This window comes from Thermoactinomyces sp. CICC 10735 (genome assembly GCF_016055175.1).
GTDB classification, from domain to species: Bacteria; Bacillota; Bacilli; order Thermoactinomycetales; family Thermoactinomycetaceae; genus Thermoactinomyces; species Thermoactinomyces vulgaris.
This window is the reverse complement of the sequence record NZ_JAECVT010000005.1, coordinates 1-17980: the sequence shown is the minus strand read 5'-3', so window position 1 is coordinate 17980 and position 17980 is coordinate 1. Positions and strand designations below refer to the sequence as shown.

Below are 17980 nucleotides of genomic sequence, written 5' to 3'. Positions count from 1 at the left end.
TGATGGACGTGACAGATGTGGATTGTCTCCCGAGTCCCGGACAGATTGTACGCATTTTGCGCGGACGTGATGCAGGGAACTTCGCAATCGTGGTCGGCTGTCAAGAACCGTATTTCGTTCTTCTGGCGGACGGGGACCGGCGAAAGATGGAATGCCCGAAAAAGAAGAATGTCAAGCACATTCAAGTGACGAATACGATTAATCAGGAGATCGCAGCTGATTTAAAAAAGTATCGTCGAGTGGATAATGCGAAGTTACGATACGCCCTGAACCAATATTTGCTCAAGAAAGAGCATAAAGGAGTGTGAATCGATGGCCAAAGAAGATGTGATCGAGGTAGAAGGGATTGTAAAAGAACCTTTACCGAATGCGATGTTTCGTGTAGAGTTGGAAAATGGTCATGAAGTTCTGGCCCATGTCTCCGGAAAGATTCGCATGCACTTTATTCGTATTTTGCCGGGAGACAAAGTAACTGTTCAACTTTCTCCTTATGATCTATCCCGTGGACGGATCACTTATCGTTACAAGTAAAGACCTGTGAGCAGTTGCTGAAAGACGCTTAAGACAGGAGGGTGCTGAAATGAAAGTGAGACCTTCAGTGAAGCCCATTTGCGAAAAATGCAAAGTGATTCGTCGCAAAGGGGCAGTCATGGTAATTTGTGAAAATCCGAAGCATAAGCAAAAACAAGGTTAATGACGGGAGGTGTAAAGTATGGCGCGTATTGCCGGAATCGATTTACCACGTGAAAAACGCGTAGAAATTGCCCTCACTTATATCTACGGAATCGGTCGTTCCCAATCGAAAAGAATTTTGAAAGAGACGGGTGTTAATCCGGATACCCGGGTTCGTGACCTGACGGAAGATGAAGTAGCAAAATTGCGCAGCTTCATTGACAAAAACCTGGTCATCGAAGGGGATCTTCGTCGTGAAGTGGCATTAAACATCAAACGGTTGATCGAAATCGGATGTTATCGCGGAATTCGTCATCGTCGCGGGCTGCCTGTTCGCGGTCAAAGCTCCAAAACGAATGCACGCACACGCAAAGGTCCTCGCCGCACTGTAGCGAACAAGAAAAAATAAGAATAGCAAGGAGGGAAAATTGTGGCTAAACGTAAAACGACAACTCAACGTGTCAAACGCCGTGCAAGAAAAAACATTGAAGCCGGTACGGCTCACATTCGTTCCACTTTTAACAACACCATCGTAACAATTACCGATCCGCGCGGAAACACCGTTGCATGGGCAAGCTCCGGTACGATGGGATTCAAAGGTTCCCGTAAAAGCACGCCTTTTGCAGCTCAAATGGCTGCGGAACAAGCTGCGAAAGTAGCGATGGAAAACGGAATGAAATCTGTGGATGTTCTGGTGAAAGGGCCGGGAGCAGGTCGTGAAGCAGCGATTCGTTCTTTGCAAGCGGCAGGTTTGGAAGTAAGTCTGATCAAAGACGTAACACCAATCCCTCACAATGGATGTCGTCCGCCGAAACGTCGCCGTGTTTAATTTTTGCTTCCAATCTGTTCCATTGTTTATTTTTGCATGAGATGGTGTATACTGGATAAGACTAATTCTTTTATCCTGTTATACCAAATCCGTGCAATCATGAGGTTGGATTTCGCCCGGAACGCGACGTTCTGAAGGAGGGTTTGTGAGCCGTATGATTGAAATTGAAAAGCCGAAGATCGAAGCTGTGGAGATCAGTGAAGATCATCGATATGGAAAATTTGTGGTGGAACCTCTTGAACGCGGATACGGCACTACCCTGGGCAACTCTCTGCGCCGTGTCCTGCTCTCTTCATTGCCAGGAGCGGCCGTTAATTCCATCCAGATAGATGGGGTATTGCATGAGTTTTCCACAATTCCCGGAGTTGTGGAAGATACGACGGAAATTATTTTAAACTTGAAGCAGTTGGCTCTGAAGATTCATTCGGATGAAGAAAAAATCTTGGAGATCGATGTGGAAGGCCCTGGAGATGTAACCGCAGGCGACATTCGCGCGGACAGCGATGTGGAAATTTTAAACCCGGATTTGCACATTGCCACATTGAGTGATGATGCTCATTTGCGCATTCGGATGACGGCGAATCGTGGCCGCGGATATGTATCTGCTGATAAAAACAAACGTGAAGATCAACCGATTGGTGTGATTCCGGTCGATTCGATCTACACGCCGATTGAACGGGTTAACTACCAAGTGGAGAACACACGGGTTGGACAAGTCACCAACTATGATAAGCTGACATTGGAAGTATGGTCCGATGGAAGCTTGAAACCGGACGAGGCGGTAAGCCTTGGTGCGAAAATCCTGAACGAACATCTCATGTTGTTTGTCGGCTTGACCGAAGAAGCAAAAGACGCGGAAATCATGGTTGAAAAAGAGGAAGACAAGAAAGAAAAAGTCATGGAAATGACAATCGAAGAGCTCGACCTTTCGGTTCGCTCTTATAACTGTCTGAAACGGGCCGGCATTAATACGGTTCAGGAACTGACGCAAAAAACGGAAGAAGACATGATGAAAGTGCGTAACCTTGGACGCAAATCTTTGGAAGAAGTACAAAGCAAATTGGCTGAGCTTGGTTTGTCTTTGCGTAAAGAAGACTAATCTCTGAAGGGGGAGGGAAAAGCATGGCATACGCAAAACTTGGCAGAAACAGCAGCGCACGCAAAGCAATGCTTCGTGACTTGGTTACCGATCTGATCATTCATGAACGCATCGAAACCACGGAAGCAAAAGCAAAAGAAGTGCGCTCGATCGTTGAAAAAATGATTACGCTCGGAAAGCGCGGCGATTTGCACGCACGTCGTCAAGCCGCTGCCTATGTGCGTACCGATCGTTCTTACACGGTGAAAGAGGGAGAAGAAGTCACACATCAAAAAGTGAACGCAGTGAAAAAGCTGTTTGATGAGATTGCTCCCCGTTATGAAGACCGGAATGGTGGTTACACACGCATTCTCAAATTAGGACCTCGCCGTGGAGACGGTGCACCCATGGTCTTCCTTGAATTGGTAAAATAATCTTTTTTTGTTGGAAAGGGTGAGGCAGGATCCAGCACTTGGTCCTGACGTTTACCCTTTTTTCTTTTAAGGAGAAAAAATGGAACCGATCATTCAGTATGAACGAGTATGGTTTCGTTATGAACAGGAATCAGATTCCCCTTGGGTGTTGAAAGATGTCTCGCTTTCCATTGGTTCCGGGGAATATGTGAGCATTGTCGGGGGTAACGGCTCTGGCAAGTCCACACTGGCCCGGTTGGCAAACGGATTGTTGCTTCCGGTAAAGGGCCGGGTCCGGGTGGCGGACATGGATACCCGGTCGGAAGAAGATCTGTGGAATATCCGCCGGAAAGTCGGGATGGTGTTTCAAAACCCGGATAACCAAATCGTTGCGACATCCGTGGAAGACGATATTGCCTTTGGATTGGAAAATATCGGTGTTCCGCGTGCGGAAATGAAAAACAAAATCGATCAAGCGGTGAAAGCGGTCGGACTTCAGGGGTTGGAACGTGTCCAGCCCCATCACCTTTCGGGCGGACAGAAGCAAAGATTGGCCATTGCCGGAGTGCTGGTGTTGGAACCGGATGTGATCATTTTTGATGAATCCACGTCCATGCTTGATCCGGTTGGACGGAGGACGTTGCTCCATTTGATGCAATCGTTAAATGATCGGGGAACCACCATTATTCACATCACCCACTCCGCGGAAGAAGCTTTTCAGGCGGATCGAGTGATTGTCATGCATCAGGGAGAATGCAAGTTGGATCAACCGGTGAAGCAATTGTATCCCCGGGCACATTGTTTGAAACAATGGGGTTTGGCGGTTCCGCTCGAAGTGGAGTTGAAACACCGGCTCCAGAAAAAAGGCTGGCCGCTGGGAGAGATCACCGGCAAAGAAGATCTGGTGAGTGAAATATGGAGATTGTTATCCAAGACCTGAGCGTGAAATATTTGCCGAATACTCCTTTTGAGAGAGAAGCTTTGTCCCGGGTTTGCCTTCGCATTCCGAAAGGGAGTTTTGCTGCTGTGGTCGGTGGAACCGGCTCTGGAAAATCGACATTGATCCAGTGTATCGCCGGGCTGATCCGCCCCAGTGCGGGACACGTCCAGGTGGGGGACCTGGTTTGGGACGCCCGGAGCCAATCGGGATCGGCCCTCAGACGGCATGTCGGGTTGGTTTTTCAATATCCGGAACACCAGTTATTTGCGGAAACCGTAGCGGCTGATATTGCCTTCGGCTTGAAAAACCGGGGGGTGGAGGAACCGGAACGAAGTCGCCGGGTCCGATGGGCCATGGACTTGGTCGGGCTTGCGCCGGAATTATGCGATCGTTCTCCTTTTCACTTAAGCGGCGGACAGATGAGGAGGGTGGCGATTGCCGGGGTCTTGGCCTTGGAACCGGATATACTGATTCTGGACGAGCCCTCGGCCGGATTGGATCCGGAAGGGGAAGAAGAGCTGTTTGCTTTGCTTAAAAAGCTGCATCAGCAGGGGAAAACCATTGTCCTGGTGACCCATGACATGAATCACGTCGTGCGCTGTGCCGACCGGGTGTTTGTGCTGGCAGATGGAAAGCTGGTCTTGTCCGGAACGCCGGAAGAAGTGTTCAGCCGGGAGCAAAAGTGGCAGGAACTTTCTTTGGCATTGCCGTATGTCACGCAGTTGATCCTGAAAATGAACCGGAAACTGGATCCGCCGCTTCCTTTATCCATTTTTACCTTGGATGCGCTTGAAAAAGCTTTGGAAAAACGGTTTGCTTCCGGGGTGAATGCAAAATGAAAGGGTTTGTGGTGGGGTCCTATTTTCCCGGCGATTCTTTTGTTCACCGGCTGGATCCCCGGGCCAAACTGGGATTTGTTTTTGTCTTTATGATTTATGTTTTCTTTTTGGAAGCTGTTTTGCCGAGCATAGTGTTCCTTTTGTTCACGCTTGCCGCCGTCCGTGCGGCCGGGATTTCATACAAGCTTTTTTTCAGCGCACTGAAACCCGTCCTTTGGATCATTCTGTTGTCTTCCTTTTTGCATTTATGGATGAACAAAGGCGGGGATGTGGTCTTGTCTTTTTCTTTCATCACCGTTTATGAAGAGGGCATCCGCCAAGCCGGGATCATTGCCAGCCGGCTTTCCTTGCTTGTCGCCATTGCTTCGCTGCTCACGTTTACGACGTCTCCGATGGACTTGACGGACGGGATTGAAAAGATTTTGTCTCCGTTTAAAAAAGTCAGGGTTCCCGCACATGAATTGGCTTTGATGATGTCCATCGCACTCCGGTTCATCCCGACGCTGTGGGAGGAAACGGAGAAAATCCGCAAGGCGCAAATGGCGCGCGGAGTGGATTTTGGAGAGGGGAATCTGCTGAAACGGTTGAAAAAATATTTTCCGATCCTCATCCCGTTATTTGTGTCTTCTTTTCGGAGAGCGGAAGATCTGGCACTGGCCATGGAAGCCAGATGTTACCGGGGAGCGGAAGGGAGAACGAAATGGCGCCGGCTTCAGCTCACCTGGAGGGATGGGTGGCTGGTTGCCGTTTTGATCCTGTTGGGGGGCATTGTGTGGATTTTTCGCCAATAGGGAGGTGCAAAGCCCGGATTGAAAAAGATTAAACTGGTCATCGCTTACGACGGAACGGATTTTTCCGGTTTTCAAAGCCAACCTGGACAAAGAACGATTCAAGGGACACTGGAAGAAGCATTGCGGAAGATGACCGGTGAGGCGGTTTCGGTTCATGGTTCCGGCAGGACCGATGCGGGGGTTCACGCCCTTCACCAAGTTTGTCATTTTATGACTTCCAGTCCGATCCCGGTTGAAAAATATCCTTATATCTTAAGGCGTACCTTGCCGCGGGATGTATTGGCCCTTTCGGCGGAAGAAGTCCCCATGGACTTTCATGCCCGAAAAAGCGCAAAGTGGAAAACATACCGCTACCGGTTGGATTTGAGGCCGATCCCCGATTTGTTTGAGCGCCGGTTTCGCACTCATGTCCCGGTTTCGTTGGATGTGGGGAAAATGCAGGATGCGGCGGATCATCTGGTGGGCACCCATGATTTCACCTCTTTTTGTTCCGCCAAAACCGAGATCGAAGATAAGGTCCGCACGATTTACCAATGCCGCTTGGAAAAGGAGCCGGGCGGATTGGCCATCGAAGTGACCGGCAACGGTTTTCTTTATAATATGGTGCGGATTATCGCAGGGACGCTGGTGGAAGTCGGGAAAGGGAGAATCCGGCCGGAGGCGGTTCCCGGAATCATTCTGGCAAAAGACCGGCAAAAAGCGGGACCCACGTTTCCGCCGGAAGGACTGGTCCTGGTCAAAGTCGGCTATACACCTTGGAAAAATTCCGATCCCACCGCGTCTCCTTCTTGACATCGCACCTCATTTGCGATATTATAACGCTTGGTATTTTCCACTCCATGCCCCGGTGGAGTTATGTTCGGCGCAAAATCAGTCACTGATAAATGCTTCTAAAACTTGAAAATGATTAACGGTTTACCGTTTGTTGATAGAGGAGGGAATACGGATGCGTACCACCTATATGGCGAAACCCAATGAAGTGGAACGGAAGTGGTATGTGGTTGATGCCAAAGGCAAAACCTTGGGTCGTTTGGCATCGGAAGTTGCGGCATTGCTTCGCGGAAAACATAAGCCTGAGTTTACCCCGCATGTCGATACCGGGGATTTCGTGATTGTGATCAATGCAAGTCAAATTGAATTGACCGGTAAAAAATGGAACAAAAAGATCTATTACCGCCATTCCCGTTATCCGGGCGGATTGAAAGCGACTCCGGCACACGAAATGCGTGACAAACATCCGGAACGTATGATCGAATTGGCAGTCAAAGGAATGCTTCCAAAAGGAAGCCTTGGTCGCAAGCAACTCAAAAAATTAAAAGTATATGCAGGTTCCGAGCATCCTCATCAGGCACAACAGCCGGTTGAGTGGGAACTGCGTGGATAATAAAAGGAGGTAACCGATTTGGCACAAGTTCAATTTTACGGAACCGGTCGCCGTAAGGAATCGGTCGCTCGAGTTCGCCTCGTTGCCGGAGATGGACGAATCGTGATCAACGGCCGCAGCATTGATGATTATTTTGGTTTGGAAACCTTGAAAGCCATTGTTCGCCAACCGTTGGTGCTGACGGATACACAAGATCGTTATGATGTTCTGGTCAATGTTCATGGCGGCGGCTTCACAGGACAAGCCGGAGCCATTCGTCACGGAATTGCACGGGCTTTGTTGAAAGTTGATCCGGAACTTCGTCCAGCTTTGAAAAAAGCCGGTTTCCTGACACGTGACCCACGGATGAAAGAGCGTAAAAAATACGGTCTCAAAGGCGCTCGCCGTGCACCCCAATTCTCCAAACGTTAAGCTTTATATCTCAACGTTTACAAGGCCCTTTCCCGAATTGTCCGGGAAAGGGTTTTTTACATTCAAACCAAAACGAAGAAACACTGCTCCTTTTTGGAATCAGTGCTTCTTCGTTTTTCATGTGCGCAAAATGGTCTCCATTGATTTTCCACGGGCCAACTCATCGATCAGTTTATCCAAGTAGCGAATTTCCTGCATTGTTGGTTCTTCGATGTCTTTCACCCGGACACCGCAGATCACCCCTTTGATCAAGAACCGCAAAGGATTCAATTGAGGAGCTTCCAAAAAGAAGGTCTCAAGGTCAGTTTGTTTTTCCAAGTGCGCCTCTAATTCTTCTTGGCGTTATCCTGTCAACCAACGGATGATTTCATCGACTTCTTCTTTGGTTTGTCCTTTTTTTCTCCGCTTTTTTTTTACATACAGGGGATCAATTTTTGAAAAACTCATTTGGTAAATCCGGGGTTTGTTCATCATTGATTCTCCTTTTGCGATATATGGGGAAACGGAGGGAAGTCGGTGATGGACACTTAAGAGAAAGAGGCCTGTGGGTGAAATAACCATCCATACGCCTCTTTCACAACGGGATTATTTGTTTTTCAGCGTGGAAATATATTCGTTTACCACATGATACACAAGGTTTCAGCGGTATCAAGGTGGTATTTTCCCGCGTTTGTCTTATTGTTGGACATACCCAAGAACGGAACCCCATAGGCATCGGCAATTTGCGCGGCGGAGGCGCTTTCCATTTCCTCGACGGAGGTTCCGTATTTTTCATGATACTATTGGATCCGGTTCACCTCATTGTTCCAAAGGTCGGCCGAACCGATGGTGCCTTCCACCACTTTGCCGTTTTTGTATTTGTCTTTGACGGACAGAGCCGCTTTCAGCAATTTCGGATCGTCTTCATAATAACGGATCTTTTCCGCGCTCTTGACTTCCCCGGCACTGCCTTCCGAGGCCATCTGGTCCATCGGTTTCCATGTGAATGGATCGGTTCCTTGGTTGATGATGGCAACAGGATGGTACTTCTCGATGGCCAAGGCGGTGGCAGCCGCCGTGTTTTCCATTCCTTTTCCGGTTTTTACGACAATGGCCGCAGCATGGATGAAAGCGAATAAAAATTCGGTTTGGATTGAAAATAGGGGTGAATCCATTTTCAAAGGAGGAGCTTGATTTGTCTGGGAAAGATGATATGAATCATAAAATCGTTCGCGGAATACTGACCACCCGCCAAGGGCATCCGGTTTTTGACAATCAAAACATTAAAACGATTGGAAACCGGGGACCGGCAACCCTTGAAAATTATCATTTCATCGAAAAGATCTCTCACTTTGACCGGGAAGAAGTTCCGGAACGGGTGGTGCATGCACGTGGCACCGGAGCATTTGGATATTTTGAAACCTACGGGAAAGTAGGGGATGAACCGGTTGAAAAGTATACCCGTGCCAAAGTGTTTTCCGGAGCGGGAAAAAGAACCCCCGTATTGGTTCGTTTTTCCACCGTGGCCGGTGCAAAAGGATCACCGGAAACAGCCAGGGACCCACGCGGATTTGCAGTGAAAATGTATACGGAGGATGGGAACTGGGACTTGGTCGGGAACAATCTTAAAATTTTCTTTATCCGTGATCCCATGAAATTTCCGGACATGATTCACGCTTTTAAACCGGATCCTGTTTCCAATGTGCCAAATCCTCAACGGATGTTTGATTTTGTTGCCCGTTCACCGGAATCCATTCACATGATTACGTTTCTCTTTTCCCCATGGGGGATTCCCGCAACATACCGGCACATGCAAGGTTCCGGGGTAAATACGTACAAATGGGTCAATGACAAAGGAAAAGCGGTTCTGGTGAAGTATCACTGGGAACCAAAACAAGGAATCCGAAACCTGACGCAGGAAGAGGCGGAAATAATCCAGGCGAAAAACGTGGAACATGCGACACAAGATCTGTATGAAGCCATCGAGCGGGGAGATTATCCCGAATGGGAGTTGTTTGTCCAAATCATGGAGGACGGGTACCATCCCGAACTTGATTTTGATCCACTGGATGTCACAAAGCTTTGGCCGGAGGATCAGTTCCCGTGGCTGCCAGTCGGCCGGCTTGTGCTAAACCGAAACCCGGTGGACTTTCATGCAGAGATTGAACAGGCGGCGTTCGGAACCGGAGTGCTGGTGGACGGAATGGATTTTTCCGACGATAAAATGTTGCAAGGACGCACGTTCTCTTATTCGGACACCCAGCGTTACCGCATCGGGGCCAACTATTTACAATTACCGGTGAATGCCCCGAGGGTTCCGATCCGAACCAATCAGCACCGGGGTCAAATGGATCGCCGTGACCCCCGTGAATCCGGTGGAAATCCGCATATCAATTACGAACCTTCTTTGCTGGGGGGGCTGGAAGAAGCCGCCAGAGAAGGAAGCGTTCCGCATCAGCCGATGTACAATGCAGCCGCAATGAGTGCACCGATTGAGCGTACAAACGATTACGGACAAGCGGGACAGACATACCGGAGTTTTGAAGACTGGGAGCGTGACGAATTGATCAAAAACTTGTCGGATGCGCTTGCGGTTTGTGACAAGCGGATTCAGGATGCAATGATTGAACACTTTACAAAGGCGGACGAAGATTACGGACGTCGTGTGAAGAAAGGAATTGAAAAGAAAATGAAAGAGTTGGCAAAGCAAGAAAGGGAAAAAATCACGCTGCCGGGACGTGAAGCCGGACGCACCAAATTTGGCCAAGGGACGCTTTCCGCCAACCAGGCAACCAAAGAAGCCGTGCAGAAAAGCCATGAAGCGGATCCTTACTGATGGCTTCGGAAAGATGGAAATCAGGGGAACGTATTAAAAGAACTTCCTTGCTCCAAAGGAGTTCCCTTTGATTTCTCATGAAGAATGGCGATTTGTCTCAACCACGCAAAAGTTTTTTCAGCCGAAAAACAGCGCATTCCCTCTTTGACAAGGTAATCGGCTTTTTGGAAACCGTCAGGCAAAGGCTCTTCCGCCAGATAAGGAATCGCCACACAATACATTCCGGCCCGTTTGGCGGCCTCAACCCCGTATGGGGAATCCTCCACCACCAAACATTGTTCCGGGCGGATGGCGAGCTGTCTGGCGGCTTCCAAAAACACATCCGGTTCCGGCTTGCCTTTCTTGACATTTTCCGAAGAAACCACCGCATCGAAGAAAGTGGACAACCGGGTCACCGACAAGATCTCCTCAATGATGTCCGGTGAAGACCCCGAAACCAGGGCCAATGGAACCTTGTTTTCCTGAAGGATGTGCAAAAACTTTTTCATTACAGGAAAAACGTGTGTAAACCCTGTTCTTTTTCTCGATTAACACATCGACGGGATCTGAAAAAGGGTACTTTTTATTCAAATCTTCCAGCATTTCTTTTGTGCTGATGCCCACATACGGCTTTTTCATCTCAAAGTCAAAACCGGTGATTCCGTATTCCGCCAACAACCGGGGATTTATTAAGTAAAACGCATAAAGGAGTTTGCTTTTCGCCATGTTTGACGCGTTTTATGCTCTTCATCCGGTGATGCAGGCTTTGATTGCCACGTTGTTCACCTGGTTCATGACCGCATTGGGAGCTTCTCTGGTTTTTTTTACCAAGACGTTCAACGAAAAGTTGATGGACAGCATGTTGGGGTTTGCAGGAGGCGTGATGATTGCCGCCAGTTATTGGTCGCTGTTGTCCCCGGCCATTGAAATGTCCCGGGGCCATGCGATTGCCGATTGGTTCCCGGCGGCAACCGGTTTTATGGCCGGCGGGTTTTTTTGGGGGGCCATCGATAAAATATTGCCCCATCTCCACCCAAACGCGCCCCTCGGCCAAGCGGAAGGTTATTTTTCAAAGGAAGTGAAAAAAAGCACCTTGTTGGTGCTTGCCATCACGTTGCACAACATTCCCGAGGGACTGGCGGTGGGGGTTGCTTTCGGCTCCATCGCAGGCGGGGGAACGGAAGCTTCTCTGGCAGCCGCCGTGACACTTGCCGTCGGGATTGGAATCCAAAATTTCCCCGAAGGAATTGCGGTTTCCATGCCGCTCAGGGGAGAAGGAATGTCCCGCAGAAAGAGTTTTTTCTACGGACAGTTCTCGGGAATGGTTGAACCCGTTGCCGCCGTCATCGGCGCATTTTTTGTCACGTTCATCGGGTCGCTGTTGCCCTATGCCTTAGGTTTTGCGGCGGGCGCGATGATCTTTGTGGTGGCGGAAGAAGTGATTCCAAGCTCGCAGGAAAGAGGGAATAAAGACCTGGCCTCCATGAGCTTGATGGTCGGTTTTGTTGTGATGATGATTTTGGATGTCACTTTCGGCTGAGCCAGGATGGTTTGCCCGGAATCCACAGAGGTTGGATCCGCTTTTCTTTCCGGAGGCAATCTGCTGTTCTTTCCCGGTTCTTGTTTTTTCTTACGTTTCTTTGTCAAGAATGAAGAAAAAGAGAGTTTGGACAAAGGAGCAAACCACCGGTGGCACAAATTTTTTACTGGGATGAATGGCAGATTAAAAGAGAAGAACAAATTCGGTTAAAAGCATTGAATCAGTTTCCCTGGTCCCAATTGAAAAAAATCAAGGAAGATTTTGTAGACCCGTTTACCCATTATTGGCCCGAGTTGCGCAAAATTATGTTGTTGGAATTGGTGTACCGCATGGTTTTTGAATCATATGCGGCCGGGATGATCGAGCGGAAAAAGGCGGGGAGGCGAAAAGTGACGTTTTCCCAACCGGTTGATGCTGCTTCCCGTACTCCCCAAAACAACCAACCGGAGCAGAAAACGATTTCTCTGTCCGAATCGCTTTGCCTGATCGTCACCCAAAACGACCCGGTGGATGTTTTTATCACCAACCGCGAAAAAATATGCCGCCAATTGACGGATCAACTGGTGAAGGAATTTTCCATCTTCCGGTGGTTGGATGAATGGAATGTGCAATCGGTGATGATTTTGCTGGAAGAATTGAGCCGCATCTGGTTCCAGCAAGGCTGGAGTGAGTGAGCGATGGTTTGTACATAACTGTCCGTTTCGCCCATATACATGAAGATAGACAGGTTTAATCAAGTGAGGCGAAATGGATGGAAAAATGGTTGAAAGGACATTGGGTGTGGGCGGGAATCGTTTTGCTTTTGCTCCTGTTGCCGGCTTTGTTTTTCATGTCGAAAAATCTTATTGTATCCACATGGTCCATGCCATTAAACGGAAAAGTCATTGTATTGGATGCCGGGCACGGGGGAGCGGACGGAGGAGCGGTCAGCGAGTCCGGGCTCATCGAAAAAGACATCACATTGCAAATGGTTTTTTATTTGCGGGATTATTTGCAAGAAGCAGGGGCCTTGGTTTATCTGACCCGGGAGAGTGACCGGGATCTGGCTTCCCCGGACACAGGCAGGCTCCGTTCCCGGAAAGCAGAGGATCTCATGCGCCGGATTCATTTGGTCAAAGAGAAAAAAGCGGATGCTTTGATCAGCATCCATTTGAATGCCATTCCTTCGCCCAGATGGTCAGGAGCCCAAACGTTCTATCATCCGGCGAAAGAAGAAAACAAAAGGCTGGCGGTTTTTATCCAGTCTGAATTGGTGAAACAGCTGGGCAACACCAAGCGTTTGGCGAAACAAAAAGGGGATGTGTATATTTTGAATCATTCCCCGGTTCCGACGGCTTTGGTGGAGGTTGGGTTTTTGTCCAACCCCGCGGAAGCCGAACTTTTGTCGCAGCCGGAGTACCAAAAAAAAGTGGCGGCATCCATTTATCTGGGGATTCTCCAATATTACACAGGAAAAGAACCACCTCCAATCGTTGATCAGTAGTGTGTTATAATGGACAAGAAATCGCTTTCGATTGAGGTGTCAGCCATGCTAACCCAGGAAAAAATATTAGAAGCATTAAAAAATGTGAAAGATCCTGAAATTAACCGAAGTCTTGTCGAATTGGACATGATTCGAAATATCCGGATAAAAGGGAAAGAAGTTTCGCTGGATGTAATTTTGACCATTCAGGGTTGCCCTTTAAAATTTAAAATCCAGGAAGATGTGGAGAAGGCCATTTATCAGCTGGGAGCCGAAAAGGTGAATGTGTGCTTCGGATCGATGACAGATGAAGAACGGCAAAAACTGGCGGCAAGTTTGCGCCAGGAAGGACAGAAAGACCGCCAGAGCCAGGTTCCCCCGTTGTTGGATCCTTCCTCCAACACGCAGTTTATCGCCGTGTCCAGCGGAAAAGGCGGTGTCGGAAAATCGACCGTGACCGTGAATCTGGCCGTGGCATTGGCCCGGAAAGGGAAAAAAGTGGGCATTATTGATGCCGATATATACGGATTCAGCGTTCCGGACATGATGGGCATCGAAACGCGTCCCGTGGTGATTGGTGAGATGATTTTGCCTGTGGAACGTTTCGGCGTGAAAGTCATGTCCATGGGATTTTTTGTTCAAGACAATTCGCCGGTGGTTTGGCGCGGACCCATGTTGGGGAAAATGCTGAGAAACTTCTTCAGTGAAGTTTACTGGGGAGACCTTGATTATTTGTTGATCGATTTGCCTCCGGGAACGGGGGACGTGGCGCTGGACATTCACCAAATGATCCCGCAAAGCAAAGAAATCCTCGTGACGACTCCCCACGCAACGGCGGCGTTTGTTGCTGCACGGGCAGGCGCCATGGCACTGAATACGACCAAACATGAGCTTCTCGGTGTCGTCGAGAACATGTCCTGGTACCAAAATAAATACGGGGAGCGGGAATACGTCTTCGGCCACGGCGGAGGCAAGAAGTTGGCCGAAGAGTTAAAAGTGGATCTGTTGGCCCAGATTCCGCTCGGGGCTCCGGAGTATAAAGACATGGATGATCCGGATTTTGCCCCGGCGATCTATGATGCCGATCACCCCAATGGCAAAAGGTACGGGGATTTGGCTGAAAAATTGTTGGAAAAGGCACCGGTTGCCGGATAACGGGAGGCGGTTTTCACCGCCTCTTCATTATTGTTGGGACTGTCCGCCTTCCTGATTGCCGCCGCCACCTTGTTCGCCTTCGTCTTCACCGCCGCCTTCTTGACTGTCTTGTTTTTTGCTTTGGGCTTGTTCACCGAGCTTTTTCTGGATGCTCGGCACTTGGATCAGTTCTTCCATGATTTTTTTGGTTTCTTCCCGGTATTGCTGGCTTTTCAGGATTTGCAGGATTTGATTGGACATTTGCGGATCTTTGAAGATCTCGATCAGCATTTTTTGATATTCCGGGTCTTTCAACAAGGTTTTCATCAGCTTTTTGTTTTGTTCTTCCGTGACCTGAAACAAATTGTTGGCCACTTCCGGCTTTTGCAAAATGGTTTCCCACTCTTTTTTCATTTTGGCATCGGTAAGGGATTGGGCCAGAGCCTTTTCCATTTCTTGCGATTTCATCATGATTTTTTGTTTGAATTCAGGCTCCTGCATCAGATCCTCCAGCACTTTTTTTCCTTCTCCCGTATGCAATACGTCCAGCGTGATTTCCTTGATTTTTTGATAATCCGGCTCGGATGGCTGGGACTGATTGGAACTGCATGATACGACCGTCAACACAGGAAGGATGATTGCTACGATCCATTTTATCTTCTGCATCTTCTTTGTTCCTCCGTTTCGCGAGCTTACTCTTTTTTAATATGCGAGTTTGCCGGAGGCTTTATGCCTGACTGTCAAATCAGAATCAATTTTGGTACAATCGGTTAAGAAAACAAAACAGGAGAGACCGTTATGACTTTAAGGAAATTGATTTATTGGTTTTTCTCGACACTGATCCTCGGATGTGTTACGGCAATTATTTTGGGTTTTCTTTTTGAACAGGCGGCGGGTGAAGTGTTGTTCGGTTCCTTGACCAGTCAGCTTTTGCTTGGCTTGACCCTGGCGGCCGTTGCGGAACTCGGCTTCTTTGCCTATCTGGTGTTTAATTGGTTGGCCAAGGGATTGTTAAGAAAAAAGACAGTTTATGACACGGTGATGCTTTTATTGATCCTGATTCTGACCGGAAATTTGCTGTACTTGAATTTCGCGAAATATCAGGGAGAAGAATTCTGGCTCCACTTGCTCGTTCCCACGGTCATTGTTTTGTCGGCCATCCTGATTGCCGGCCTGAAACAAAAGTGGACGAATCAAAGCGCATACATACCCACGCTTTTTTTTGTCATCGCCGCAACAACGATTGAAGCGATTCCTTCCATCAATCCCAAGGAAGGGGAAGTCCCGCTTCTGATCATAATGCACACGGTGTTGGTCCTTCTGGTTTGCAATGCATGGCAAATTTTGCAGCTGCACCGGTGGGTGCAACCTTCGCCCGCTGAAAGGGGGAAGAAGGGGAAGTTTGCCAAGAGCACGAAGGCCGGTGCAAAAAACACCCATAAACAGAAAAAGAAAAAATAAAGGAGTCGGTTGCCGTTCAAGCGAACGGAATCGACTCTTTTTTCATGGGGAAAACGCTGATCTTATGCTATGCTTATGTAGGTGCAACGTTATTCAACGGATTGGGTATCCACCTCGGAGCCGGAGATCAATTCAGACACCGTGACAAATTCATATCCTTTCGATCGCAACCCGTCAATGATTTCCGGCAAAGCTTCGTGGGTTTGGCGACAAGAATCGCTGGCGTGCAACAAAACGATGTCTCCGGGATGGGCTTTGGTTAAAACACGTTTGACAATTTCATCTTTCCCGGGATTCATCCAGTCGCGGGAATCGGTGTCCCATTGGATGGTTTTATAACCGAGACTGTCGGCAATCTTGAGGACCCTTTTGTCAAAGTCCCCGTTCGGAAAACGGATCAGATTCGGTTTTTTGCCTGTGGCTTTTTGCAAAATCTGGTCTGCTTTTAAAATTTGAGTGCGAATTTGTTCTTCGTTGTATTGGCTGTAGTTATCATGCCGGTGACCGTGGCTTCCGATTTCATACCCCATGTTCACAATCCGTTTGACCAGGTCGGGATGGCTTTCTGCCCACGGAGAAGATAAGAAGAACGTCGCTTTTTTCAGCCCTTTTTGTTCCAAAACGTCCAAAATGGGGCCGGTGCGTTCTTCCCCCCAGCTGATATCAAAGGTTAAGGCGATTTGTTTTTTATCTGTGTCAACGCTGTAAATCGCAGACGGGCCCGGATCCAGCGGTACAAAGACCTGAATGTTTTTGTTTTCCGCATAAAAGATCCCGGCTGCAAAGAATAGAACAAGAAGGATAAGAATACTCCGTTTCAGACGTTTGCCTGAAAGCACAAGAAAAAAATTCATTGTGTCGGTCCCTCCCCCGAATCAACATCTATCCTAAATGTATGCGTGAGGACGAGGGTTATGATTGTTTGTCCATAAAAAGGAGTGGAAATATGAAAAAGTGGTGGTCCGCCATTCGCGAAGAAAGAAGATATTTTACGATGATGGCTGTCGTGTTTGTCACCAGTGCCGTGACCGGTTACTTCCAAGGGGATTCGTTGACAACCTTTCTGAAACAAGCCGGGGTGTTTGAGGAAATTGAAAAAGTGGTGCAATCCATCCAAAGTCAGCCGACGTTTTTGAATGCATTTGTCTCGATCTTTCTGAATAACTTGTTTGCCACGATGATGATCATTTTATTGGGCGCTTTGTTTTTCGGAATCTATCCCTTTTCGGCCATGCTGATGAACGGAATGCTGTTGGGAACCACCCTTTACGTCGCATCCCATGATTCGGGACAAAATCCCTGGGCCATCTTTGTCCAGTCGATCTTGCCCCATGGTATCATGGAATTGCCGGCATTGTTTATGGCTGCCGGTTTGGGGATTCATTTGGGAATGGCCGTGTTGAGGCGGGTTTTATCGGTCTTTTCAAGCGAACGGATGCAGGCCAGCATTGCTGAATGGAAAAGGATTCGAAGCCGGCTGGTGCCCAATCTTACGGCCATTGTGGTGCTGCTGTTTTTAGCGGCTGTTGTTGAGGCGGCCTTGATTATATATGGAATATCCTAGGAGGAATAGAAATGAAAGTGAATGTGACATGGCAAGGAAAGATGCGGTTTGAAACGGAAACGCCGTCCGGACATACGGTGACAATGGATGCCGCACCGGAAGTCGGCGGGGAAAACAAAGGCCCCCGACCGACAGAAATGGTTTTGTCGGCAGTAGGAACCTGTTCCGCGATTGATATTGTCGATATTCTGCGGAAGATGCGTTTGAATGTGGAAGGATTCGCAATGGAGGTGGAAGGGGAACGGGCAGAAGATCATCCCCGCCGCTTCACCAAAGTGCACATGCATTATGTGTTAAAAGGGGATCTTCCCGAAGAAAAAGTCCGTCGGGCTGTACAGCTTTCCGTTGAGAAGTATTGCTCGGTTTCCAATTCATTAAATGCCCGGATCTCTTCCAGTTTTGAAATCAATGGGAAAAGATATGAAATGGATTGAGTTGGCCGCTTGGTCGCGGGGATTTTGAGGTCCCCGCCATTTTTTTCGATTTTATTTTTAAAAAAAGTGTTGACTTATGTCGGTGAAGGTGATAATATCGTATTTGTCGCCGCGAGAGAGCGGCAAACATAAAGCGAAATGAAGTGTTCCTTGAAAACTGAAGAGTGAAGACATGACTCGTTAATTCTTGAGAGTTCACATCAAACTTTTTTGGAGAGTTTGATCCTGGCTCAG

25 protein-coding genes and 2 pseudogenes are annotated in these 17980 nt (G+C 48.3%); 21 read left to right on the top strand and 6 right to left on the bottom strand.

Going from position 1 to position 17980, the window contains the following annotated elements; all coding sequences use genetic code 11:
* The first annotated feature begins 2 nt into the window (after positions 1-2).
* From I8U23_RS11675 to rpsI, 13 genes are all read left to right on the top strand, one after another.
* Positions 3-308: a KOW domain-containing RNA-binding protein gene (locus tag I8U23_RS11675; RefSeq protein WP_037997809.1), complete on the top strand. Its 306-nt coding sequence runs from the start codon at positions 3-5 to the stop codon at positions 306-308.
* 4 nt (positions 309-312) lie between these two features.
* Positions 313-531 (top strand): translation initiation factor IF-1, encoded by a 219-nt coding sequence (infA, locus tag I8U23_RS11670; RefSeq protein ID WP_037997807.1) that lies wholly within the window; start codon positions 313-315, stop codon positions 529-531.
* Positions 532-580: 49 nt separating this feature from the next.
* Entirely contained in the window at positions 581-694 is a 114-nt protein-coding gene (gene rpmJ, locus I8U23_RS11665; protein ID WP_022738894.1) for a 50S ribosomal protein L36, read from the top strand.
* An 18-nt stretch (positions 695-712) separates the two neighbouring features.
* The gene (gene rpsM / locus I8U23_RS11660) at positions 713-1081 is read left to right on the top strand and encodes a 30S ribosomal protein S13 (protein ID WP_037997804.1); all 369 of its coding nucleotides are present in this window, start codon (positions 713-715) and stop codon (positions 1079-1081) included.
* Between the two features lie 21 nt (positions 1082-1102).
* On the top strand, positions 1103-1501 hold the full coding sequence (gene rpsK / locus I8U23_RS11655) for a 30S ribosomal protein S11 (protein ID WP_037997801.1): 399 nt from the start codon (positions 1103-1105) through the stop codon (positions 1499-1501).
* Between the two features lie 154 nt (positions 1502-1655).
* Complete coding sequence (locus I8U23_RS11650; RefSeq protein ID WP_049720822.1) at positions 1656-2600, top strand: DNA-directed RNA polymerase subunit alpha; 945 nt, start codon at positions 1656-1658, stop codon at positions 2598-2600.
* A gap of 23 nt (positions 2601-2623) precedes the next feature.
* Positions 2624-3013, top strand: a complete 390-nt coding sequence (gene rplQ / locus I8U23_RS11645; protein WP_037998354.1) for a 50S ribosomal protein L17 — start codon at positions 2624-2626, stop codon at positions 3011-3013.
* A gap of 79 nt (positions 3014-3092) precedes the next feature.
* Entirely contained in the window at positions 3093-3932 is an 840-nt protein-coding gene (locus I8U23_RS11640; protein ID WP_037998351.1) for an energy-coupling factor transporter ATPase, read from the top strand.
* On the top strand, positions 3908-4771 hold the full coding sequence (locus I8U23_RS11635) for an energy-coupling factor transporter ATPase (protein ID WP_198051077.1): 864 nt from the start codon (positions 3908-3910) through the stop codon (positions 4769-4771). The genes I8U23_RS11640 and I8U23_RS11635 overlap by 25 nt, the downstream gene beginning before the upstream one ends.
* Positions 4768-5562 carry an energy-coupling factor transporter transmembrane component T family protein gene (locus I8U23_RS11630; protein WP_049720824.1) on the top strand — a complete coding sequence of 265 codons (795 nt, stop codon included), beginning with the start codon at positions 4768-4770 and terminating at the stop codon, positions 5560-5562. The genes I8U23_RS11635 and I8U23_RS11630 overlap by 4 nt, the downstream gene beginning before the upstream one ends.
* A gap of 18 nt (positions 5563-5580) precedes the next feature.
* Positions 5581-6354, top strand: coding sequence for a tRNA pseudouridine(38-40) synthase TruA (gene truA, locus I8U23_RS11625; RefSeq protein ID WP_037998387.1), 774 nt, complete (start codon positions 5581-5583; stop codon positions 6352-6354).
* Between the two features lie 154 nt (positions 6355-6508).
* The gene (gene rplM, locus I8U23_RS11620; protein WP_037998383.1) at positions 6509-6946 is read left to right on the top strand and encodes a 50S ribosomal protein L13; all 438 of its coding nucleotides are present in this window, start codon (positions 6509-6511) and stop codon (positions 6944-6946) included.
* An 18-nt stretch (positions 6947-6964) separates the two neighbouring features.
* Positions 6965-7357 (top strand): 30S ribosomal protein S9, encoded by a 393-nt coding sequence (gene rpsI, locus I8U23_RS11615; RefSeq protein WP_037998380.1) that lies wholly within the window; start codon positions 6965-6967, stop codon positions 7355-7357.
* A gap of 117 nt (positions 7358-7474) precedes the next feature.
* Here rpsI and I8U23_RS11610 read toward each other — a convergent pair.
* Both I8U23_RS11610 and I8U23_RS11605 read right to left on the bottom strand, forming a co-directional pair.
* A pseudogene (locus tag I8U23_RS11610) lies at positions 7475-7828 on the bottom strand (DUF2200 domain-containing protein).
* Between the two features lie 114 nt (positions 7829-7942).
* Positions 7943-8448, bottom strand: a pseudogene (locus tag I8U23_RS11605) (5'-methylthioadenosine/S-adenosylhomocysteine nucleosidase); the annotation flags it as partial.
* 101 nt (positions 8449-8549) lie between these two features.
* On the opposite strand from I8U23_RS11605, the gene I8U23_RS11600 reads away from it, so the two are divergent.
* A complete protein-coding gene (locus tag I8U23_RS11600) occupies positions 8550-10172 on the top strand; it encodes a catalase (protein ID WP_198051090.1) in 1623 nt (540 codons plus the stop codon).
* A gap of 20 nt (positions 10173-10192) precedes the next feature.
* Here the strand turns inward: I8U23_RS11600 and I8U23_RS11595 are convergent, their stop codons facing one another.
* Positions 10193-10618, bottom strand: coding sequence for an HAD family hydrolase (locus I8U23_RS11595; protein ID WP_476756199.1), 426 nt, complete (start codon positions 10616-10618; stop codon positions 10193-10195).
* Complete coding sequence (locus I8U23_RS11590; RefSeq protein WP_198051092.1) at positions 10581-10877, bottom strand: hypothetical protein; 297 nt, start codon at positions 10875-10877, stop codon at positions 10581-10583. Before I8U23_RS11590 ends, I8U23_RS11595 begins: the two co-directional genes overlap by 38 nt.
* Here I8U23_RS11590 and I8U23_RS11585 point away from each other — a divergent pair.
* The 4 genes from I8U23_RS11585 to I8U23_RS11570 all read left to right on the top strand — a co-directional run bounded on the left by I8U23_RS11585 (position 10876) and on the right by I8U23_RS11570 (position 14308).
* Positions 10876-11691 carry a ZIP family metal transporter gene (locus tag I8U23_RS11585; protein ID WP_198051075.1) on the top strand — a complete coding sequence of 272 codons (816 nt, stop codon included), beginning with the start codon at positions 10876-10878 and terminating at the stop codon, positions 11689-11691. The two genes, I8U23_RS11590 and I8U23_RS11585, sit on opposite strands and share 2 nt — an antisense overlap.
* 149 nt (positions 11692-11840) lie before the next feature.
* Positions 11841-12365, top strand: coding sequence for a hypothetical protein (locus I8U23_RS11580; RefSeq protein WP_037997911.1), 525 nt, complete (start codon positions 11841-11843; stop codon positions 12363-12365).
* A 77-nt stretch (positions 12366-12442) separates the two neighbouring features.
* Complete coding sequence (cwlD, locus tag I8U23_RS11575; RefSeq protein WP_198051074.1) at positions 12443-13174, top strand: N-acetylmuramoyl-L-alanine amidase CwlD; 732 nt, start codon at positions 12443-12445, stop codon at positions 13172-13174.
* Between the two features lie 45 nt (positions 13175-13219).
* On the top strand, positions 13220-14308 hold the full coding sequence (locus I8U23_RS11570) for an Mrp/NBP35 family ATP-binding protein (protein ID WP_049720827.1): 1089 nt from the start codon (positions 13220-13222) through the stop codon (positions 14306-14308).
* A 27-nt stretch (positions 14309-14335) separates the two neighbouring features.
* On the opposite strand, the gene gerD is transcribed toward I8U23_RS11570, so the two are convergent.
* Positions 14336-14953 (bottom strand): spore germination lipoprotein GerD, encoded by a 618-nt coding sequence (gene gerD / locus I8U23_RS11565; RefSeq protein WP_037997903.1) that lies wholly within the window; start codon positions 14951-14953, stop codon positions 14336-14338.
* Positions 14954-15085: 132 nt separating this feature from the next.
* Between gerD and I8U23_RS11560 the strand changes: the two genes are divergently transcribed.
* A complete protein-coding gene (locus tag I8U23_RS11560; RefSeq protein WP_049720828.1) occupies positions 15086-15748 on the top strand; it encodes a KinB-signaling pathway activation protein in 663 nt (220 codons plus the stop codon).
* Positions 15749-15837: 89 nt separating this feature from the next.
* Here the strand turns inward: I8U23_RS11560 and pdaB are convergent, their stop codons facing one another.
* Positions 15838-16602: a polysaccharide deacetylase family sporulation protein PdaB gene (gene pdaB, locus I8U23_RS11555; protein WP_037997897.1), complete on the bottom strand. Its 765-nt coding sequence runs from the start codon at positions 16600-16602 to the stop codon at positions 15838-15840.
* A 92-nt stretch (positions 16603-16694) separates the two neighbouring features.
* Between pdaB and I8U23_RS11550 the strand changes: the two genes are divergently transcribed.
* Positions 16695-17312 (top strand): stage II sporulation protein M, encoded by a 618-nt coding sequence (locus I8U23_RS11550; protein ID WP_037997894.1) that lies wholly within the window; start codon positions 16695-16697, stop codon positions 17310-17312.
* Positions 17313-17323: 11 nt separating this feature from the next.
* Positions 17324-17746 carry an OsmC family protein gene (locus tag I8U23_RS11545; protein ID WP_037997891.1) on the top strand — a complete coding sequence of 141 codons (423 nt, stop codon included), beginning with the start codon at positions 17324-17326 and terminating at the stop codon, positions 17744-17746.
* Positions 17747-17980: the final 234 nt, after the last annotated feature.